Genomic DNA, 15,862 nt, shown 5'->3' on the forward strand with positions numbered 1-15,862 from the left:
TTGTTATTTGCCTCCTTTAGTGTTTTTACGAGCTGGAAGAACTTCTCCACGGTAGATCCAAACTTTAACACCAAGTTTACCGTAAGTTGTGTCAGCTTCTTCCCAAGCGTAATCGATATCAGCGCGAAGTGTGTGAAGTGGAACTGTACCTTCAGAGTATCCTTCTGCACGGGCGATATCTGCACCGTTCAAACGACCTGATACTTGAGTTTTGATTCCTTTAGCTCCAGCACGCATTGCACGTTGGATAGCTTGTTTTTGTGCACGACGGAAAGCAACACGTTGCTCAAGTTGGCGAGCAATTGTTTCACCAACAAGGTGAGCGTCCAAATCAGGTTTCTTGATTTCAACGATGTTGATGTGTACTTGTTTTCCAGTCAATTTATTAAGTTGAGCGCGAAGAGCGTCAACGTTTGATCCACCTTTACCGATTACCATACCTGGTTTTGCAGTGTGAAGTGAAACAATAACTTTGTTTACAGCACGTTCGATTTCAATAGTTGAAACTGAAGCGTCTGCAAGTTCTTTTTGAATGAATTTGCGGATTGCCAAATCTTCGTGAAGGTAATCTGCGTATTCTTTTTCAGCATACCATTTCGCATCCCAGTCACGGATGATCCCGACACGCATACCAATTGGATGTACTTTTTGACCCACGAGTTTACCTCCTTATTTTTCTGACACAACTACTGTTACGTGAGTTGTGCGTTTGTTGATTGGTGAAGCTGAACCTTTCGCACGTGGACGGAAACGTTTCATTGTTGGTCCTTCGTTTGCGAATGTTTCAGATACTACCAAGTTAGCTTTTTCCAAACCAAAGTTGTTTTCTGCGTTAGCGATAGCAGAGTTAAGAGTTTTCTCAACAATGCGAGCTGCTTTGTTTGGAGTGAATTTCAAGATTGCGATTGCATCAGCAACGTTCTTACCACGGATAAGATCAAGAACAAGACGTGTTTTACGAGGTGAAACACGCACTGTACGAGCCATTGCTTTAGCTGAAGTAATTTCTGCCATTGTGTCCTCCTCCTATTAACGACGTGTTTTCTTATCGTCAGCTGCGTGACCTTTGTAAGTACGAGTTGGTGCAAATTCACCAAGTTTGTGACCTACCATGTCTTCTTGGATGTAAACAGGAACGTGTTTACGTCCATCATAAACTGCGATAGTGTATCCGATGAAACTTGGGAAAATCGTTGAACGACGTGACCAAGTTTTAATTACTTTTTTCTTTTCGTCATTGGCTTGAGCTTCAACTTTTTTCATCAAATGCTCATCGACGAAAGGTCCTTTTTTAAGACTACGTCCCATTTTGTAGTTTTCTCCTTTAAATTGAATGTACCACAGCGGCTTGCACTAAGAAATGCTACCGAGTTGGCGGATGTTATGTGCTAAGCGACTAAATTATTTTTCGTTACGACGACGAACGATAAGTTTGTCAGATTTAGCTTTCTTGTTACGAGTTTTAAGACCAAGCGCAGGTTTACCCCATGGAGTAGATGGCGCTTTACGTCCAACTGGTGCTTTACCTTCACCACCACCGTGTGGGTGATCGTTAGGGTTCATTACAGAACCACGAACTGTTGGGCGAATACCCTTCCAGCGATTACGGCCGGCTTTACCAAGGTTGATAAGTGATTGTTGTTCGTTACCTATAGTACCGATAGTTGCACGACAAGTACCAAGAACCATACGAACTTCGCCTGATTGAAGACGAACAAGTACGTATTTACCTTCTTGACCCAAAACTTGAGCAGAAGCACCAGCGGCACGGATAAGTTCAGCACCTTTACCTGGTTGAAGCTCAATGTTGTGGATAACTGTACCAACTGGGATGTTTGCAAGTGGAAGAGCGTTACCAATCTTGATATCCGCATCTGGACCTGAAACGATACGTTGACCTACTTCAAGACCTTTAGGTGCGATGATGTAAGCTTTAACCCCGTCAGTGTAGTGTACAAGAGCGATGTTTGCAGTACGGTTTGGATCATACTCAATTGTTTTAACAACTGCTTCAACGCCATCTTTGTTACGTTTGAAGTCAATCAAACGGTAGTGACGTTTGTGTCCGCCACCTTGGTGACGTACAGTGATACGACCGTTGTTGTTACGACCAGCTTTGTTCTTAAGAGAAACAAGCAATGATTTTTCAGGAGTGCTTGTAGTGATTTCTGCGAAATCCAAAGAAGTCATGTTACGACGGCCATTTGTCGTTGGTTTATAAACTTTAATACCCACGTTAATTTCTCCTTTGATTATTCAGCTTCAGCTGCAAACAACTCGATTGCTTTAGAATCAGCTGTAAGAGTGATGATAGCTTTTTTAGTTTTTGAAGTGAAACCAGTGTAACGTCCAACACGTTTTTGTTTTGGTTTAACAGTTACAGTGTTCACGCTAGCAACTTTAACACCTTCAAATGCAGCTTCAACTGCTTGTTTGATCAAGAGTTTGTGTGCACGTGTATCAACTTCGAAAGTGTATTTTCCTGCTTCAAGAGCAATCATAGATTTCTCAGTGATAACAGGTTTTTTGATTACGTCATACAAATTCATTATGCAAGAACCTCCTCGATTGATGAGATAGCTTCTTTAGTAACAAGAAGTTTATCTGCGTTTACGATGTCAAGTACGCTTGCAGTTGCAGGAGTTGCAACAGTTACGTTTGCAAGGTTACGTGCTGAAAGTTCAGCGAATTTGTTTCCTTCTTCAACGATAACAAGTACTTTAGAATCGATGCTAAGAGCTGAAAGAACGTTTGCGAATTCAGCAGTTTTTGGAGCTGCAAATGAAAGAGCTTCAACTGCTACAAATTTATCTTCTGCAACTTTAGCTGAGTAAACAGATTTCAATGCAAGGCGACGAACTTTTTGTGGAAGTTTGTATCCGTAAGAACGTGGAGTTGGTCCGAAGACAACACCACCACCACGCCATTGTGGTGAGCGGATAGAACCTTGACGAGCACGTCCAGTTCCTTTTTGACGCCATGGTTTACGTCCACCACCTGATACTGCTGAACGGTTTTTAACCGCGTGAGTACCTTGGCGAAGGCTAGCACGTTGGCTGATTACGACATCAAATACTACTGATTCGTTTGGTTCGATACCGAAGATAGCGTCGTTAAGTTCAACTGTGCTAACTTCTTTACCAGTTTGGTCAAATAGTTTTACGTTTGCCATTTTTAACTGATTTCTCCTTTCTTATTATTTAGCAGCTTTAACTGCTGATTTGATAGTGATAAGAGATTTCTTAGCACCTGGTACGTTACCTTTGATAAGGATAACGTTTTTCTCTGGGATAACTTGTACAACTTCAAGATTTTGAATTGTCACACGGTTGCCACCCATACGTCCTGCCAAGTGTTTGTTTTTGAAAACACGGTTAGGCGCAACAGGTCCCATTGAACCTGGACGACGGTGATAACGAGAACCGTGAGCCATAGGTCCGCGTGATTGACCGTGGCGTTTGATAACACCTTGGAAACCTTTACCTTTTGAAGTACCAGTTACGTCAACAACATCTCCAGCTTCGAATGTGTCAACAGTGATTTCTGATCCAACTTCCAAGCCTTCAATGTTTTTGAATTCACGAATGAAGCGCTTAGGAGCTGTGTTAGCTTTCGCTACGTGGCCTTTGGCAGGTTTGTTGCTCAATACTTCGCGTTTGTCGTCAAAACCAACTTGAACTGCTTCGTAACCGTCTGTTTCAACAGTTTTAACTTGAAGCACAACGTTTGGAGTAGCTTCGATGACAGTAACAGGGATAAATTCACCTGCTTCAGTGAAGATTTGAGTCATTCCCACTTTTTTCCCTAAGATTCCTTTTGTCATGAGAAAATATTTCCTTTACTTTATTGTTTTTTCAAAAAGTTTTTTATGAGCGTTTTTTATGCTCAAAAAAGTTTTTAACGAGCGTTTTTTATGCTCATTGAATCAAACTTTAAATTAAAGTTTGATTTCTACGTTCACACCACTTGGAAGATCAAGTTTCATCAAAGCGTCAACTGTTTTTTGAGTTGGGTTGATGATGTCGATAAGACGTTTGTGTGTACGCATTTCAAATTGTTCGCGAGAATCTTTATATTTGTGAGTCGCACGAATAATTGTGTAGAGACTACGTTCAGTTGGAAGTGGAACTGGCCCAGCAACTGTCGCACCTGTGCGAGTTGCAGTTTCTACGATTTTTTCAGCCGCTGTATCAAGCGTACGGTGTTCGTAAGCTTTCAAACGGATACGAATTTTTTTGTTTGCCATTTTTTCTCCTCTTTCGTCTATTTAAGATAATAGGCTAGCTCCTCAAGAAAACCAACACGGATTGCGTGGCAGTGCAACCAGGCGTGTCGCAACCTCTTGTATCATAGCTAAGCGCTGTATTTACAGCACCATAATATAATAACAAAAGAACCCACTCATTGCAAGGGATTTTTTAAGTTTTTTTCTTTTTTCTTTATTTTCTTTTTGACTAAACAAAAAAATCCACCTTCGATGGATTTTTTATCAACTTTCTTTAGTGTAGTCGTACCCCATGTGTTCATAGGCTTTAACCGTTGCAACACGTCCTGTTCGTGTTCGCATAATAAATCCTTTTTGAATTAGATAGGGTTCATACATATCTTCTACCGTTTCTCGCTCTTCAGCAATATTAACTGACAAGGTCCCTAGACCAACCGGTCCACCACCATACATCTCAATCATGGTTCGGAGAATTTTTTGGTCGACATAATCTAGTCCTTCATGATCCACATCCAACATAGTCAACGCCTTGTCTGCAATCTTATCATCAATGATTCCATCACCCATAATTTGTGCATAGTCTCTCACACGCTTAAGTAGGCGGTTAGCAATACGTGGCGTTCCACGACTACGACGTGCTAACTCTAGGGCAGCCTCAGGTGTTATAGTCATATCAAAGATTTCTGAAGTACGTTCTATAATTTCCTTCAAATCTGGTAACTCATAATATTCCATATGACCATTAATCCCAAAACGAGCCCTCAATGGATTTGACAACATACCTGCTCGTGTGGTTGCACCCACTAAAGTGAACGGTGGTAACTCTAGGTGAACACTACGACTTGTTTCACCTGCACCAATCATGATATCGATGTAGTAATCTTCCATAGCACTATAAAGTACTTCTTCCACTGCCATAGGCATTCGATGAATCTCATCAATAAATAAGATATCACCTGGCTCCAAGTCATTTAGTATGGCAACCAGATCTCCAGCCTTCTCAATTGCTGGCCCAGACGTCTGCTTTAAATTGACGCCCATCTCATTAGCTATCACAAAAGCCATGGTCGTTTTCCCTAAACCTGGAGGACCAAACAAAAGAGTATGATCCAATGCTTCATCACGAAGTTTAGCTGCCTCTATAAAAATCTTTAATTGGTCCTTAACCTTATCTTGACCAATATATTCCTTAAAGTACTGAGGACGAAGGGTACGCTCAACATACTCTTCATCTCCTAGTAAATCATTATCTAATATTCTTGCCATAGGCTTATTTTAGCACAAAACAAAAAATGCAGTCAAAATTTGTCCATAAAAAAGAAGACAAGACTTGCCTTCTCTTTTGATTATTTCTTACCACCCTTAACTGGTGCCTTATCAGCTTTCTCTATAGCTTCTTTAATTGTCTTAGTATAGAGTTTAGCACCACGGTTAATAGAGTCGCTATCAGATCCAAAGTGAACCCCATCTGTACCATTCCAGATAGAAATATTTTCTTTAGCCACTTGATACCAGTCAGCAACCGTCACAAAGTCGTATTTCTTAGCCATCTCTAACTCATACTTACGTAACTGAATCAAAGATTGGGCCTCATTACCAGATTTACTACCATTATATGGTGTCACAAAGATAATATGGTGACCCTTAGGTAAATTCTTGATGATTTTATTAATAACGCCTTTATAGTCGTCAATCTCATTAACACCACCAGCAATGACAACATCCTTAGCAAGAGCATTACTATCCGCGTAATCTTTAAGCAAATCATTGATTGTTGATAGGTTACGACTGACAACTGCATCTATAGCGACATTATCAATACTTGATTCCAGCTGATCTTTTGATCTAAGAGCTACGGAGTCCCCTAAAACTGTCACTCCCTTATTCACACCAAATGAAGTAGCCTGACTGTTTTCCGCATTGGTACGCGTTAATTTCATCTTAGTCTGAGCTTGCGACAAACCATTAGCTTCTAAATCTTTCTCGAAGTTCCCTACAGCTGGCGCAAAGAGAGAAATAAGCACTGTAATTAAAGTAAGACCACTAAAAACATAAAGCACAATATGTCGGTACGGCGTCAAGTCTAAATCTATTCCAAAGAGACTGGCCTTTCTTCCTGCAATAAATGGCTCTATTATATAGTAGGAAAGTGTTGCGAAAACAATTGACAGAATCGTTGTCAGAATGACTGCAATAATATTATTGGTCAATTGACTAAAGATAATATATAGCGGCCAGTGAAAAAGATAGACACTATAGCTAATCTCTGCCAAATAACTAATAAGAGCAGGCTCTGATTTTCCAGGCAATTTCTCATGGAGGACACGGGCAGAGTAAATAATAACAGCCGTGAACAAACTAGCTAAAACAAAACCAAATAGATAGGTAATGCGTTCCTCGAAATGGAGAACTAAGCCCAACAATACGAGCAAGGCAAAACTTCCTACCATATAAAGGACTGTCTTTTTCAGAGTCCAAAGGCGTATATTTTTCTTGAACCTAGCGGTCGTTTCATACACACCTGAAAGTGTCGCAAAGAGAGAACCTAGGAAGAATGGATAGGCATGCGTAATTGATGAGAAATATAAGCGAGAAAAACTATCAACAAAGAAAGCGCTAATAAACATTGATAGGAAGCTCACCATAAAGCAGGCAAGAGATACCATAAAGACTAGGCTTCTAAATTGATTTTGGTGTTTGACACGCTTAGCTAGGAACCAAAGCAAGGCACCCCAAAGAATATAATAGTGAACCTCAATAGCCAGACTCCATGTATGGAGGTAAATATGCTGGTTAAATTGGTTCTCATAATTTCCCCCGGTCAAAATCTCATAATAGTTAGTTACAAAACCGATAACAGAGGTGATTTGACGTCCAATACCTGCAATAAAATCATTTCGAACCAAGAGCGCCAAAGGGGTACAGATAAGAACCATCAACACAAGTGGTGGTACTATCCGGTAAAAGCGTCGTCGCATAAAACCAAGGTAATCAATGCGATGCGTCCTAGATACCTCATCAATCAAAAGTGCTGTAATCAAATACCCTGAGAAGGTAAAGAAGACATCAACACCGATGAAGCCCCCAGGAAGAATACTTGGGAAGAAATGATAGATCAGAACCAAAAGAAGTCCTGTCACACGAATATAAGAAAACCAGTTAATTCTCATCCTTTAAAAATCCCCTGTTTAAATTTTCCTTTGTAGGTAACCTTATTTTCAGTAGTCAATTTTCCTTGACCATCGGCTTGACCAGACTTGAACTCTCCTTGATAAATCCAACCCTCATGAGATTTGAAGGTTCCTTGACCATTAAAGGAACCATTCTTAAATTCTCCCGTATAGGTATCACCATTATCATAGGTCAAAGTTCCTTGACCATTCAAACGATGGTTCTGCATCTGACCTTTATAGGCAATCTTAGTCCCATCAATCTTGATAGAATGTTGCGTTTTTATAGTCACCAAAAACAAGGACAGGGCGCATAAAATAATAACCCCTACTGTAATACGCTCAAATTGATTTCGGTCGATATCAATATTTTTAAAATCAAAATCCTTTAGTTGTTTAAAATTCATTGTCTATCCTTAATCCACTGTAACCAGTCTCGACAACCTGCAGTTACCAATTTATATGTTTCTTCAAAGTCACCTGTATACCATGGGTCCGGCACTCCACCAGGTCGGAAAAGCTTGATTTTATCGTCATAACGCCTTGCAGATATCTGTAAAAGATCCTCAACATTTGACTCATCCATTCCCACAACTAGATCAAAGAACTCAAAATCAGCCTGACTAATCTGTTGTGAGCCCTTGGAAGAGTCAAAAGAAATAGCATATTTCCTTAAAATCTTTTGGGTTCCTTGATGAACTGAATTTCCATGCTCCCATGAAGATGTCGCGCGACTTTCGATATGCAAAGACTTTTCTTGGTCCAGCTCTTTCATCACAAATTCTGCCATTGGGCTACGACAAATATTCCCCAGACAAACAAATACAATCTTATTCATTATTCACCTCTTGCCCAAAACTATTAAGAGATATGCTCACTTATTTTCTTCGTCAAAATTATGAACACACTTTTAAATCATGAAAGTAGGTTCTCATTAATTTTCATTTAATCAATCCATATTATACCGAAAAACTAATCAAATAGAAAGGTTTCTTTCCTAATCATATCGAAAAATTAGTAACCTTTTTTAACAGTTGCAATATTCATATTAATCTATATGTTTAAGGCGTGAGAAAAGAGAACCTAGTTTCCTAGATTCTCCTTTTGTTGGCTTTAGATATTTGACCAAACACTTTCAAGGATGTTTGTTTGTTCACGTCCTGGTCCTACAGAGAAAGTAGAGATACGTACACCTACCAATTCACCAACACGACGAACATAATTACGAGCATTTTCAGGAAGCTCATCTAAACTACGGCAACCTGTGATGTCTTCTTCCCAACCTGGCAATTCTTCATAGATTGGTTTACAACGTTTCAGTTGCTCAAGACTAGCTGGGTAGTGATCAATACGCTCACCATCAAGGTCATAAGCTACACAAATTTTTACAGTGTCAAGACCTGAGAGAACATCGATACAGTTCAAGCTGAGGTTTGTGATACCTGATACACGACGACTATGGCGCATCACCACTGAGTCAAACCATCCTACACGACGTGGACGTCCTGTTGTTGTTCCATATTCATGACCAACTTCACGGATGCGTTCACCAACTTCATCAAATAACTCAGTTGGGAAAGGACCATCACCAACACGACTCGTATAGGCCTTACATACACCAACTACCTTATTAATTTTAGATGGACCAACACCAGAACCGATTGTAACACCACCCGCAACTGGGTTTGATGACGTTACAAATGGGTAAGTACCTTGGTCAATATCAAGCATAACCCCTTGAGCTCCTTCAAAGAGGACACGTTTACCTGCATCAAGAGCGTCATTCAAGATAACGGATGTATCTGTGACATATTGCTTAATTTGTTGTCCGTAAGCGTAGTATTCTTCAAAAATCTCATCGAATGATAATTCTTCAGCTTCATACATCTTACTGAAAAGACGGTTTTTCTCAGCTAAGTTCGTTTTCAAACGATCAGCAAAGATTTCTTTGTCCAAAAGGTCTGCAATACGGATACCTACACGCGCAGCCTTATCCATATAGGCAGGACCAATACCTTTGTTAGTTGTACCAATCTTATTGTCACCTTTGGCGGCTTCTTGCAGTTGATCAAGTTTAATATGGTACGGCAAAATAACGTGTGCGCGGTCAGAAATACGAAGGCTCTCTGTTGACACACCTTCTGCATGAAGATATTCCAACTCTTTGACAAGTGATTTAGGATTGACCACTACACCGTTCCCGATAACAGAGATTTTCTCTGGGAAGAAAATACCTGATGGAATCAAGTGCAATTTAAATTTCTTACCATCTATAACAATCGTGTGACCTGCATTGTCTCCACCTTGATAACGTGCGATCACTTCGGCATCTTGACTTAGGAAATCTGTAATTTTCCCTTTACCTTCATCACCCCACTGGGTACCCACAACAACTACTGATGTCATATTATTTTGATAACGGACAGCTCCACCTTTACGAGGCTGTCCCCACCTTTCTTGAAAAACTTCACGGTGGGAATTTCACCCACAAGTTTTGCGTTACAGTTTATTATAGCAGAAAAAAGTCTATTTGTTCAACGTTGAAAGCGCTTCTTACAAAATATTCTGACAGTTATAGCTAAGATTGCAACTAGTTATTTACTATATCTTTTTAACCTTGCTTCTTATGTATAACTATCAGCTATTTTACCACTAAATAGTTCTAGTAGCTATTTAACCTGCTTCATATAATCATTTAACTGCCTTTGATTCTTTAAAATAATTGTCTTGTCAGAATAATTTTTAACAACTGCATTATATCGCTCTACATATTTTTTAGAACGTCCGTCTAATAAAATCCATTTCACAAATGCAAAATCAAATTTTTCATTACAACCTTCTGCCATGCTAGGACGTGTCTTTCCCCTATATGTTAAATAACGCCTAAACGCCCGATAGAGACAATTAACTCTGTTAAAGTTGAAATAGACAATACAGTCAGCTTCCCTCATACGTTCCTCATAAAGACAGGCCGAGTAATTCCCTTCAATAATCCAATCACTTTGTAGCATAAATGTTGATATATCGTCAGTCATTTCATCAACTGTTCGCTCTTGCCAATTTGATGTGAAATGAATTTTATCTAAATGAAGAACCTCACAATTGTAGTGTTGACCTAAAAAATTTGCCAAAGTCGACTTTCCAGAACCACTATAGCCAATGATTGCAATTTTCAACTCATGTCTCCTTTTTCAATTCTGTTTCTTGACTATTATCATAACACAAAGCATATATTTAGAAGAAATTATCATTGGGAACAACTCTCGTTTAGACAAATAAACACGTAAATTTCTGTTTAAAGTGAGTTCTTTCTTAGAAAAATAAAAAGAGACTTATAAGCAAGTCTCTTTCCGATATTAAGATGCCCCCTACAGGGCTCGAACCTGTGACCCATGGATTAAGAGTCCACTGCTCTACCAACTGAGCTAAGGAGGCTGGATGCTGTATTGGTACCGATGATCCACGGTTTGTATTGAACCCGCGACGTAAAAAAGCAGGTGGGCGACTCGCTACTAACTTCAGTTGCTTCTGGGTGAGCCAGCCTGCACACTGTTAATAGACCTCTGTCTCCCGATAATACAAAAATTAGTCGGTCAACACTTATATGTGGATTCGTATACCACAGCAATTTCTATGTTTTTATAATACCACTTTTGAAAATTATTGCAAGAGGAAAAATCAATTTTTTTGCAATCGTTTTCGTTGATTCCTCTCGTATTACCTAGATAACTTATCAATCCGTTCTTTATTAGCTCCAAGAGCTCTTTCATATTTCCCGGTTTCATTGGGGTGGAAATAATTCACACCTCTTAATTTATCCGGAAGGTATTGTTGCTTGACCCACTTTTCAGGATAAGCATGGGGATACTTGTAATCTTGTGCATTGCCCAGTTCCTTACTTCCAGCATAGTGCCCATCTCTCAAATGACGAGGAATCGGTAAATTTCCTGATTTTCTAAGGTCTGCCAAGGCAGCATCCATAGCCATATAAGCCGAATTCGACTTAGGAGATAAAGCTAAGTCAACAACTACATTGGCTATCAAAATACGCGCCTCTGGAAAACCTACTTTCTGTGCAGCTTCCAAAGCTGTAACCGTGTGAACTTGCGCATCAGGATTAGCTAAACCAATATCCTCGTATGCAATCACAGTCAAGCGCCGCGCTAGACTAGGGAGATCTCCTGCTTCAACCAAACGCGCTGCATAATGAAGACTGGCATTAACATCAGAGCCTCGAATAGATTTTTGCAAAGCAGAGAGCACATCATAGTGTCCATCACCGTCTTTATCCATGGTGATATAGCTACGTTGTAAACTATTTTCCACTGTATCTAAAGTAATATGGCGAAACCCATCTTCTGAAGCTGGCGTCGACATGACAGCTAGATCCAACGAATTATAAGCCGAACGTAAATCACCATTAGTAGCCGTAGCAATAAAATCTAGAGCATCATCATCTAACTGGACATCAAAGTCAAAACCACGCTCCTTGTCCTCTAAAACACCTAGGATAGCTTCCTTAATATCCTCGTTAGAGAGTGGTTCCAACTCAAATATTTGTACACGACTACGGATGGCTGGTGTTACAGAAAAAAACGGATTCTCCGTTGTAGCCCCAATCATGATAATATTACCATTCTCTAAGAGTGGTAATAAAAAGTCTTGTTTAGCTTTATCTAAACGATGAATCTCATCTAGGAGCAGAACTAAGCCACCTGAAAATTTAGCCTCTTCCGCAATTTCCTGCAGGCGTTTCTTGCTATCAACTGTAGCATTAAAGGTTCTAAAAGCAAATTTTGTTGTTCCTGCAATAGCACTAGCTATTGAGGTCTTCCCGATTCCTGGTGGCCCGTAGAGAATCATTGACGATAGCATATTAGCCTCTACCATACGGCGAATAATTTTACCTTCACCAACCAGATGCTTCTGACCAATCACCTCTGAAATTGTACGTGGACGCATGCGTAGAGCAAGATTATCTGGCATCTTCTCTCCTTTTTAAACTGTTTTTTTCTTATTATAATAAGCATATACTATTTTGTTACAAAAAGAAATCATAAATAGTTCTTGTCAAACCTAAATTCTTATGATAGAATGTTTTGGTATGTGGTGCTAGCACATCCGTAATAAATTCTACCTAGGAGGAAAACACGAAATGGCTAAAGTATGTTACTTTACAGGACGTAAAACTGTTTCTGGAAACAACCGTTCACACGCTATGAACAAAACTAAACGTGCCGTTAAACCTAACCTTCAAAAAGTTACTATCCTTGTTGATGGTAAACCTAAAAAAGTTTGGGCTTCAGCTCGTGCGCTTAAATCTGGTAAAGTTGAACGCGTTTAATCTTATTGGATATTAAGAGAGATGACTTCAGTCGTCTCTTTTTTTATTTATCATCTTTCCCTTTTGGGTATACTTATGTTATAATAAAGAACTAACAGATAATTCTTATAGAAAGAAGGTGTCAGTATGGGATTTACAGATGAAACTGTTCGTTTCAACCTAGACGACGGTAGCAAAGATGAAATCAGTAATACTTTGACAAATGTCTACCGTTCGTTGGCTGAGAAAGGTTATAATCCTATCAACCAAATCGTCGGTTATGTTCTGAGCGGTGACCCTGCTTATGTTCCGCGTTATAATGACGCCCGTAACCAGATTCGTAAATACGAACGTGATGAAATCGTTGAAGAACTCGTTCGCTATTATCTTAAAGGAAATGGAATTGACCTCTAATGCGAGTAATGGGACTTGATGTTGGCTCAAAAACAGTAGGAGTTGCGATTAGTGACCCCCTCGGTTTTACGGCCCAAGGCGTTGAAATTATCAAAATTGACGAGGAGGCTGAAGAGTTTGGTTTCGACCGACTATGCGAGCTCGTTAAAGAATATAAGGTAGAAAAATTTGTTGTTGGTCTTCCTAAAAACATGAATAACACTGAAGGACCACGTGTTGAGGCAAGCAAAGCCTATGGTGACAAAATCAAGGAAATCTTTGGAATTCCTGTAGATTACCAAGACGAGCGCTTGACAACTGTTCAAGCCGAGCGTATGTTAGTTGAACAAGCAGATGTCAGCCGTGGAAAACGTAAAAAAGTTATTGATAAATTAGCTGCCCAACTTATTCTACAAAACTACCTCGATCGAATGTTTTAAGAAAGTGTAATAGAGACCTAATAGTCAAGTGACAATCTAGTAAACTGACAAGCAAATATACTAGATTTTCCTCACTATTCAGCGCTCTCTTCAAAAAGGAGAACAATATGTCACACAATCACGACCACAACCATGATCATGAAGTCATCACTTTAGTAGACGAACAAGGAAATGAAACACTTTTTGAAATCTTGTTGACTATTGATGGACGCGAAGAATTTGGTAAAAACTATGTTCTTTTAGTACCAGCTGGTGCTGAAGAAGATGCTAATGGAGAAATCGAAATACAAGCATACTCATTCACTGAAAATGAAGACGGTACTGAAGGCGACCTTCAACCAATCCCTGAAGATTCAGATGCTGAATGGGATATGATCGAAGAAGTTTTCAATAGCTTTATCGACGAAAACTAAAAATATTCAATGCCATAGGCAAAGAAATGGCTTGCTAAAAAGAGATTGGGATATTGTATCTCAGTCTCTTTTTTAGATATTTTTTATTAAATGTAAGAAATTAGAGGAAAATTGACTAAATGGTATTATCTGATATACTTTAAATAAGACAATTAGGAGGCAAGACCCTTCTATTTATAACTTTCCAAATGTCAACAAAGGAGTTTAATTGTGAGTCCATACAACGAAGACAATATTGTAGATTCAAGTGGCTACCAAGGTTATCATCGAAGCCACCATCGATCTCATACACAAGATAGTCAATCCGAAAAGATTGAAGTGACAATTCAAGGACATACCGAAGAATCAGATTCTTCTCAAATAGAGAAAAAAACTAAGATCTCACTTCCATGGAAGCATAAAGGTCATATCCTGATTTTCAGTTTGATCTTAAGTATTTTTAGTATAGCAGTTCCCTGCTTTACAGACTTTGCCAATAATATACAGTCTCAAAACCTTTATATTGCAAAAATGTTTGCCAATGGTAGCTTACCTTACTCTGACTTTTTTGCGACAGGTGGATTCTTTTATTACCTCCTGGTTTCTCTTGCTTTCCGTTTAGGATCAACGCTTTGGCTAATTCCTATACAATTCCTCGCCTACTATCTTTCTGGTAGTTACCTTTACAAGACTGTCATGCACATGACAAGTAAGAAGGAAATTGCCACTCTAATTAGTATTATTTTCTATGTCACTAATGGAACACTTGGTTTTGGTGGGCTTTACCCTATCCAATTTGCTATGCCTTTTGTCCTAGGTGCAATCTTCTTCTTAACTCGTTACTTTGCGGGTCATAGTCGTGACGAAGCCTTTATTCTTTACGGCTTTGCTGGAACTGCCGGGGCCCTCTTTGAAGCTCGAACTCTTATTTTCTGGATATTGTCACTTGTGACAATCTTCGTTTACAACCTTGTCAACAAACACTTTGCTCGTGGTTTTTATCAAGTTCTTTGTATTGTTTTTGGTAATATTCTAGTATTGTATCTATGTCTTTACTTTATCCTTAATTTACAAATTACATCGGACTATATTAACCAAGTTTTGGTTTACAACTTTACACAACTCGCTGTAGAAAAAAATGACTTTCTACTTACACTAGCCTATCAAAGCTTTGCTGTTTTAGGCTCTGGGTTACTTATTGGTGCACTTACTACAAGCAACCACCTTCTTGGCGAGGCTAAAGATAAGAGCATCAAGTGGGTACTGCTCCTTAGTTTTATCTTTACAGTGGTTTACAGCTTATTCTCTCAAAGCTTTGGACTTTACAGTATGCTCAATATCGTACCTTATGGTCTAGTCTTAACAGCACTTTCTTTAGATGATGCTATTAAAAAGAGAGCAGAGCGAACTTCTCACCGACGTCGTAATGGTAACCAGATTCACACACTTAAAGTTTTTGGTATCTTCCTTAGTCGTAATTACTTCTTACCTATTGCAGTCTTTGCATTCGCTTTTGCGATGCCAATCATTATGTTCCTATTTAATTTAGGAAATAATACTGAACGTAGTACTGTTGCAAATTACCTCTCTAAAAATACCAAGAAAGATGAAACGATTTACGTTTACGATTCCTCAGCAAAGATTTATTTGGAAAGCGGTCGTAAAGCAGCCTCACAATTTGTTCTTCCAGAACTTAACACAGCTAAATCTAGTCATCAGAAAGCTCTCTCAGATACTATTATCCAAGATTCAGCACAATATATCGTTGTCCAACAGGATACACAACTACCTTCTGATGTTAAATCTACACTTTCAAAAAACTATAAAAAAGCCCCTGTAAAAGGCGTTGAACGATACACTGTTTACGTCCTAAAATAGGTCAAAAAATCAATATATAGTGGTTGAGATAAAAATATACC

20 protein-coding genes, 1 tRNA gene and 1 other RNA gene are annotated in these 15,862 nt (G+C 39.1%); 5 read left to right on the forward strand and 17 right to left on the reverse strand.

The features are described from left to right. Positions 1-3 precede the first annotated feature (3 nt). The 17 genes from rpsC to H7U04_RS06270 form a co-directional block, all read right to left on the reverse strand. Positions 4-657 (reverse strand): 30S ribosomal protein S3, encoded by a 654-nt coding sequence (gene rpsC / locus H7U04_RS06190; RefSeq protein ID WP_002885727.1) that lies wholly within the window; start codon positions 655-657, stop codon positions 4-6. A 12-nt stretch (positions 658-669) separates the two neighbouring features. Next, entirely contained in the window at positions 670-1,014 is a 345-nt protein-coding gene (rplV, locus tag H7U04_RS06195) for a 50S ribosomal protein L22 (protein ID WP_002887063.1), read from the reverse strand. A 15-nt stretch (positions 1,015-1,029) separates the two neighbouring features. Then, positions 1,030-1,308, reverse strand: a complete 279-nt coding sequence (gene rpsS / locus H7U04_RS06200; protein WP_000533765.1) for a 30S ribosomal protein S19 — start codon at positions 1,306-1,308, stop codon at positions 1,030-1,032. A 93-nt stretch (positions 1,309-1,401) separates the two neighbouring features. Continuing rightward, complete coding sequence (gene rplB / locus H7U04_RS06205; protein ID WP_110980792.1) at positions 1,402-2,235, reverse strand: 50S ribosomal protein L2; 834 nt, start codon at positions 2,233-2,235, stop codon at positions 1,402-1,404. Positions 2,236-2,252: 17 nt separating this feature from the next. Next, positions 2,253-2,549, reverse strand: coding sequence for a 50S ribosomal protein L23 (locus H7U04_RS06210; RefSeq protein WP_002887066.1), 297 nt, complete (start codon positions 2,547-2,549; stop codon positions 2,253-2,255). Next, on the reverse strand, positions 2,549-3,172 hold the full coding sequence (rplD, locus tag H7U04_RS06215; protein WP_002885795.1) for a 50S ribosomal protein L4: 624 nt from the start codon (positions 3,170-3,172) through the stop codon (positions 2,549-2,551). The genes H7U04_RS06210 and rplD overlap by 1 nt, the downstream gene beginning before the upstream one ends. Before the next feature lie 24 nt (positions 3,173-3,196). Beyond that, positions 3,197-3,823 (reverse strand): 50S ribosomal protein L3, encoded by a 627-nt coding sequence (gene rplC, locus H7U04_RS06220; RefSeq protein ID WP_002885755.1) that lies wholly within the window; start codon positions 3,821-3,823, stop codon positions 3,197-3,199. 114 nt (positions 3,824-3,937) lie between these two features. Next, positions 3,938-4,246 carry a 30S ribosomal protein S10 gene (rpsJ, locus tag H7U04_RS06225; RefSeq protein WP_002885653.1) on the reverse strand — a complete coding sequence of 103 codons (309 nt, stop codon included), beginning with the start codon at positions 4,244-4,246 and terminating at the stop codon, positions 3,938-3,940. 243 nt (positions 4,247-4,489) lie between these two features. Then, entirely contained in the window at positions 4,490-5,491 is a 1,002-nt protein-coding gene (gene ruvB, locus H7U04_RS06230) for a Holliday junction branch migration DNA helicase RuvB (RefSeq protein ID WP_002892095.1), read from the reverse strand. Between the two features lie 80 nt (positions 5,492-5,571). Continuing rightward, on the reverse strand, positions 5,572-7,395 hold the full coding sequence (locus tag H7U04_RS06235) for an acyltransferase family protein (RefSeq protein WP_110980791.1): 1,824 nt from the start codon (positions 7,393-7,395) through the stop codon (positions 5,572-5,574). Next, entirely contained in the window at positions 7,392-7,802 is a 411-nt protein-coding gene (locus H7U04_RS06240; protein WP_014635145.1) for a membrane protein, read from the reverse strand. Before H7U04_RS06240 ends, H7U04_RS06235 begins: the two co-directional genes overlap by 4 nt. Beyond that, positions 7,799-8,233 carry a low molecular weight protein-tyrosine-phosphatase gene (locus H7U04_RS06245; protein WP_021144715.1) on the reverse strand — a complete coding sequence of 145 codons (435 nt, stop codon included), beginning with the start codon at positions 8,231-8,233 and terminating at the stop codon, positions 7,799-7,801. Before H7U04_RS06245 ends, H7U04_RS06240 begins: the two co-directional genes overlap by 4 nt. Before the next feature lie 275 nt (positions 8,234-8,508). Next, positions 8,509-9,801, reverse strand: a complete 1,293-nt coding sequence (locus tag H7U04_RS06250; RefSeq protein WP_014632520.1) for an adenylosuccinate synthase — start codon at positions 9,799-9,801, stop codon at positions 8,509-8,511. A 263-nt stretch (positions 9,802-10,064) separates the two neighbouring features. Next, positions 10,065-10,571 carry a DNA topology modulation protein gene (locus tag H7U04_RS06255; RefSeq protein ID WP_110980790.1) on the reverse strand — a complete coding sequence of 169 codons (507 nt, stop codon included), beginning with the start codon at positions 10,569-10,571 and terminating at the stop codon, positions 10,065-10,067. 186 nt (positions 10,572-10,757) lie between these two features. Next, a tRNA-Lys gene (locus tag H7U04_RS06260) sits at positions 10,758-10,830 on the reverse strand. Continuing rightward, positions 10,831-11,026: non-coding RNA, 6S RNA (ssrS, locus tag H7U04_RS06265), on the reverse strand. An 86-nt stretch (positions 11,027-11,112) separates the two neighbouring features. After that, positions 11,113-12,381 carry a replication-associated recombination protein A gene (locus H7U04_RS06270; RefSeq protein WP_201059424.1) on the reverse strand — a complete coding sequence of 423 codons (1,269 nt, stop codon included), beginning with the start codon at positions 12,379-12,381 and terminating at the stop codon, positions 11,113-11,115. Positions 12,382-12,550: 169 nt separating this feature from the next. Here H7U04_RS06270 and rpmB point away from each other — a divergent pair, with 169 nt between their 5' ends. From rpmB to H7U04_RS06295, 5 genes are all read left to right on the forward strand, one after another. Beyond that, on the forward strand, positions 12,551-12,739 hold the full coding sequence (rpmB, locus tag H7U04_RS06275) for a 50S ribosomal protein L28 (protein ID WP_002885786.1): 189 nt from the start codon (positions 12,551-12,553) through the stop codon (positions 12,737-12,739). Positions 12,740-12,865: 126 nt separating this feature from the next. Continuing rightward, positions 12,866-13,132 (forward strand): IreB family regulatory phosphoprotein, encoded by a 267-nt coding sequence (locus H7U04_RS06280; protein ID WP_002885737.1) that lies wholly within the window; start codon positions 12,866-12,868, stop codon positions 13,130-13,132. Then, the gene (gene ruvX, locus H7U04_RS06285) at positions 13,132-13,551 is read left to right on the forward strand and encodes a Holliday junction resolvase RuvX (RefSeq protein ID WP_110980788.1); all 420 of its coding nucleotides are present in this window, start codon (positions 13,132-13,134) and stop codon (positions 13,549-13,551) included. The genes H7U04_RS06280 and ruvX overlap by 1 nt, the downstream gene beginning before the upstream one ends. A 107-nt stretch (positions 13,552-13,658) precedes the next feature. Then, positions 13,659-13,964 carry a DUF1292 domain-containing protein gene (locus H7U04_RS06290; protein ID WP_002887079.1) on the forward strand — a complete coding sequence of 102 codons (306 nt, stop codon included), beginning with the start codon at positions 13,659-13,661 and terminating at the stop codon, positions 13,962-13,964. A 210-nt stretch (positions 13,965-14,174) separates the two neighbouring features. Beyond that, positions 14,175-15,821, forward strand: coding sequence for a hypothetical protein (locus H7U04_RS06295; protein ID WP_110980787.1), 1,647 nt, complete (start codon positions 14,175-14,177; stop codon positions 15,819-15,821). The last annotated feature ends 41 nt before the right edge of the window (positions 15,822-15,862 follow it).

This window comes from Streptococcus sp. 22.1 (genome assembly GCF_016648645.1).
GTDB lineage: Bacteria > Bacillota > Bacilli > Lactobacillales > Streptococcaceae > Streptococcus.

Excerpts from the sequence above, each read along its gene's own strand:
- rplV (WP_002887063.1), bottom strand. The coding sequence starts at position 1,014 with ATGGCAGAAATTACTTCAGCTAAAGCAATGGCTCGTACAGTGCGTGTT.
- rpsS (WP_000533765.1), bottom strand. The coding sequence starts at position 1,308 with ATGGGACGTAGTCTTAAAAAAGGACCTTTCGTCGATGAGCATTTGATG.
- H7U04_RS06210 (WP_002887066.1), bottom strand. The coding sequence starts at position 2,549 with ATGAATTTGTATGACGTAATCAAAAAACCTGTTATCACTGAGAAATCT.
- rplD (WP_002885795.1), bottom strand. The coding sequence starts at position 3,172 with ATGGCAAACGTAAAACTATTTGACCAAACTGGTAAAGAAGTTAGCACA.
- rplC (WP_002885755.1), bottom strand. The coding sequence starts at position 3,823 with ATGACAAAAGGAATCTTAGGGAAAAAAGTGGGAATGACTCAAATCTTC.
- rpsJ (WP_002885653.1), bottom strand. The coding sequence starts at position 4,246 with ATGGCAAACAAAAAAATTCGTATCCGTTTGAAAGCTTACGAACACCGT.
- ruvB (WP_002892095.1), bottom strand. The coding sequence starts at position 5,491 with ATGGCAAGAATATTAGATAATGATTTACTAGGAGATGAAGAGTATGTT.
- H7U04_RS06235 (WP_110980791.1), bottom strand. The coding sequence starts at position 7,395 with ATGAGAATTAACTGGTTTTCTTATATTCGTGTGACAGGACTTCTTTTG.
- H7U04_RS06240 (WP_014635145.1), bottom strand. The coding sequence starts at position 7,802 with ATGAATTTTAAACAACTAAAGGATTTTGATTTTAAAAATATTGATATC.
- H7U04_RS06245 (WP_021144715.1), bottom strand. The coding sequence starts at position 8,233 with ATGAATAAGATTGTATTTGTTTGTCTGGGGAATATTTGTCGTAGCCCA.
- H7U04_RS06250 (WP_014632520.1), bottom strand. The coding sequence starts at position 9,801 with ATGACATCAGTAGTTGTTGTGGGTACCCAGTGGGGTGATGAAGGTAAA.
- H7U04_RS06270 (WP_201059424.1), bottom strand. The coding sequence starts at position 12,381 with ATGCCAGATAATCTTGCTCTACGCATGCGTCCACGTACAATTTCAGAG.
- rpmB (WP_002885786.1), top strand. The coding sequence starts at position 12,551 with ATGGCTAAAGTATGTTACTTTACAGGACGTAAAACTGTTTCTGGAAAC.
- H7U04_RS06280 (WP_002885737.1), top strand. The coding sequence starts at position 12,866 with ATGGGATTTACAGATGAAACTGTTCGTTTCAACCTAGACGACGGTAGC.
- ruvX (WP_110980788.1), top strand. The coding sequence starts at position 13,132 with ATGCGAGTAATGGGACTTGATGTTGGCTCAAAAACAGTAGGAGTTGCG.
- H7U04_RS06290 (WP_002887079.1), top strand. The coding sequence starts at position 13,659 with ATGTCACACAATCACGACCACAACCATGATCATGAAGTCATCACTTTA.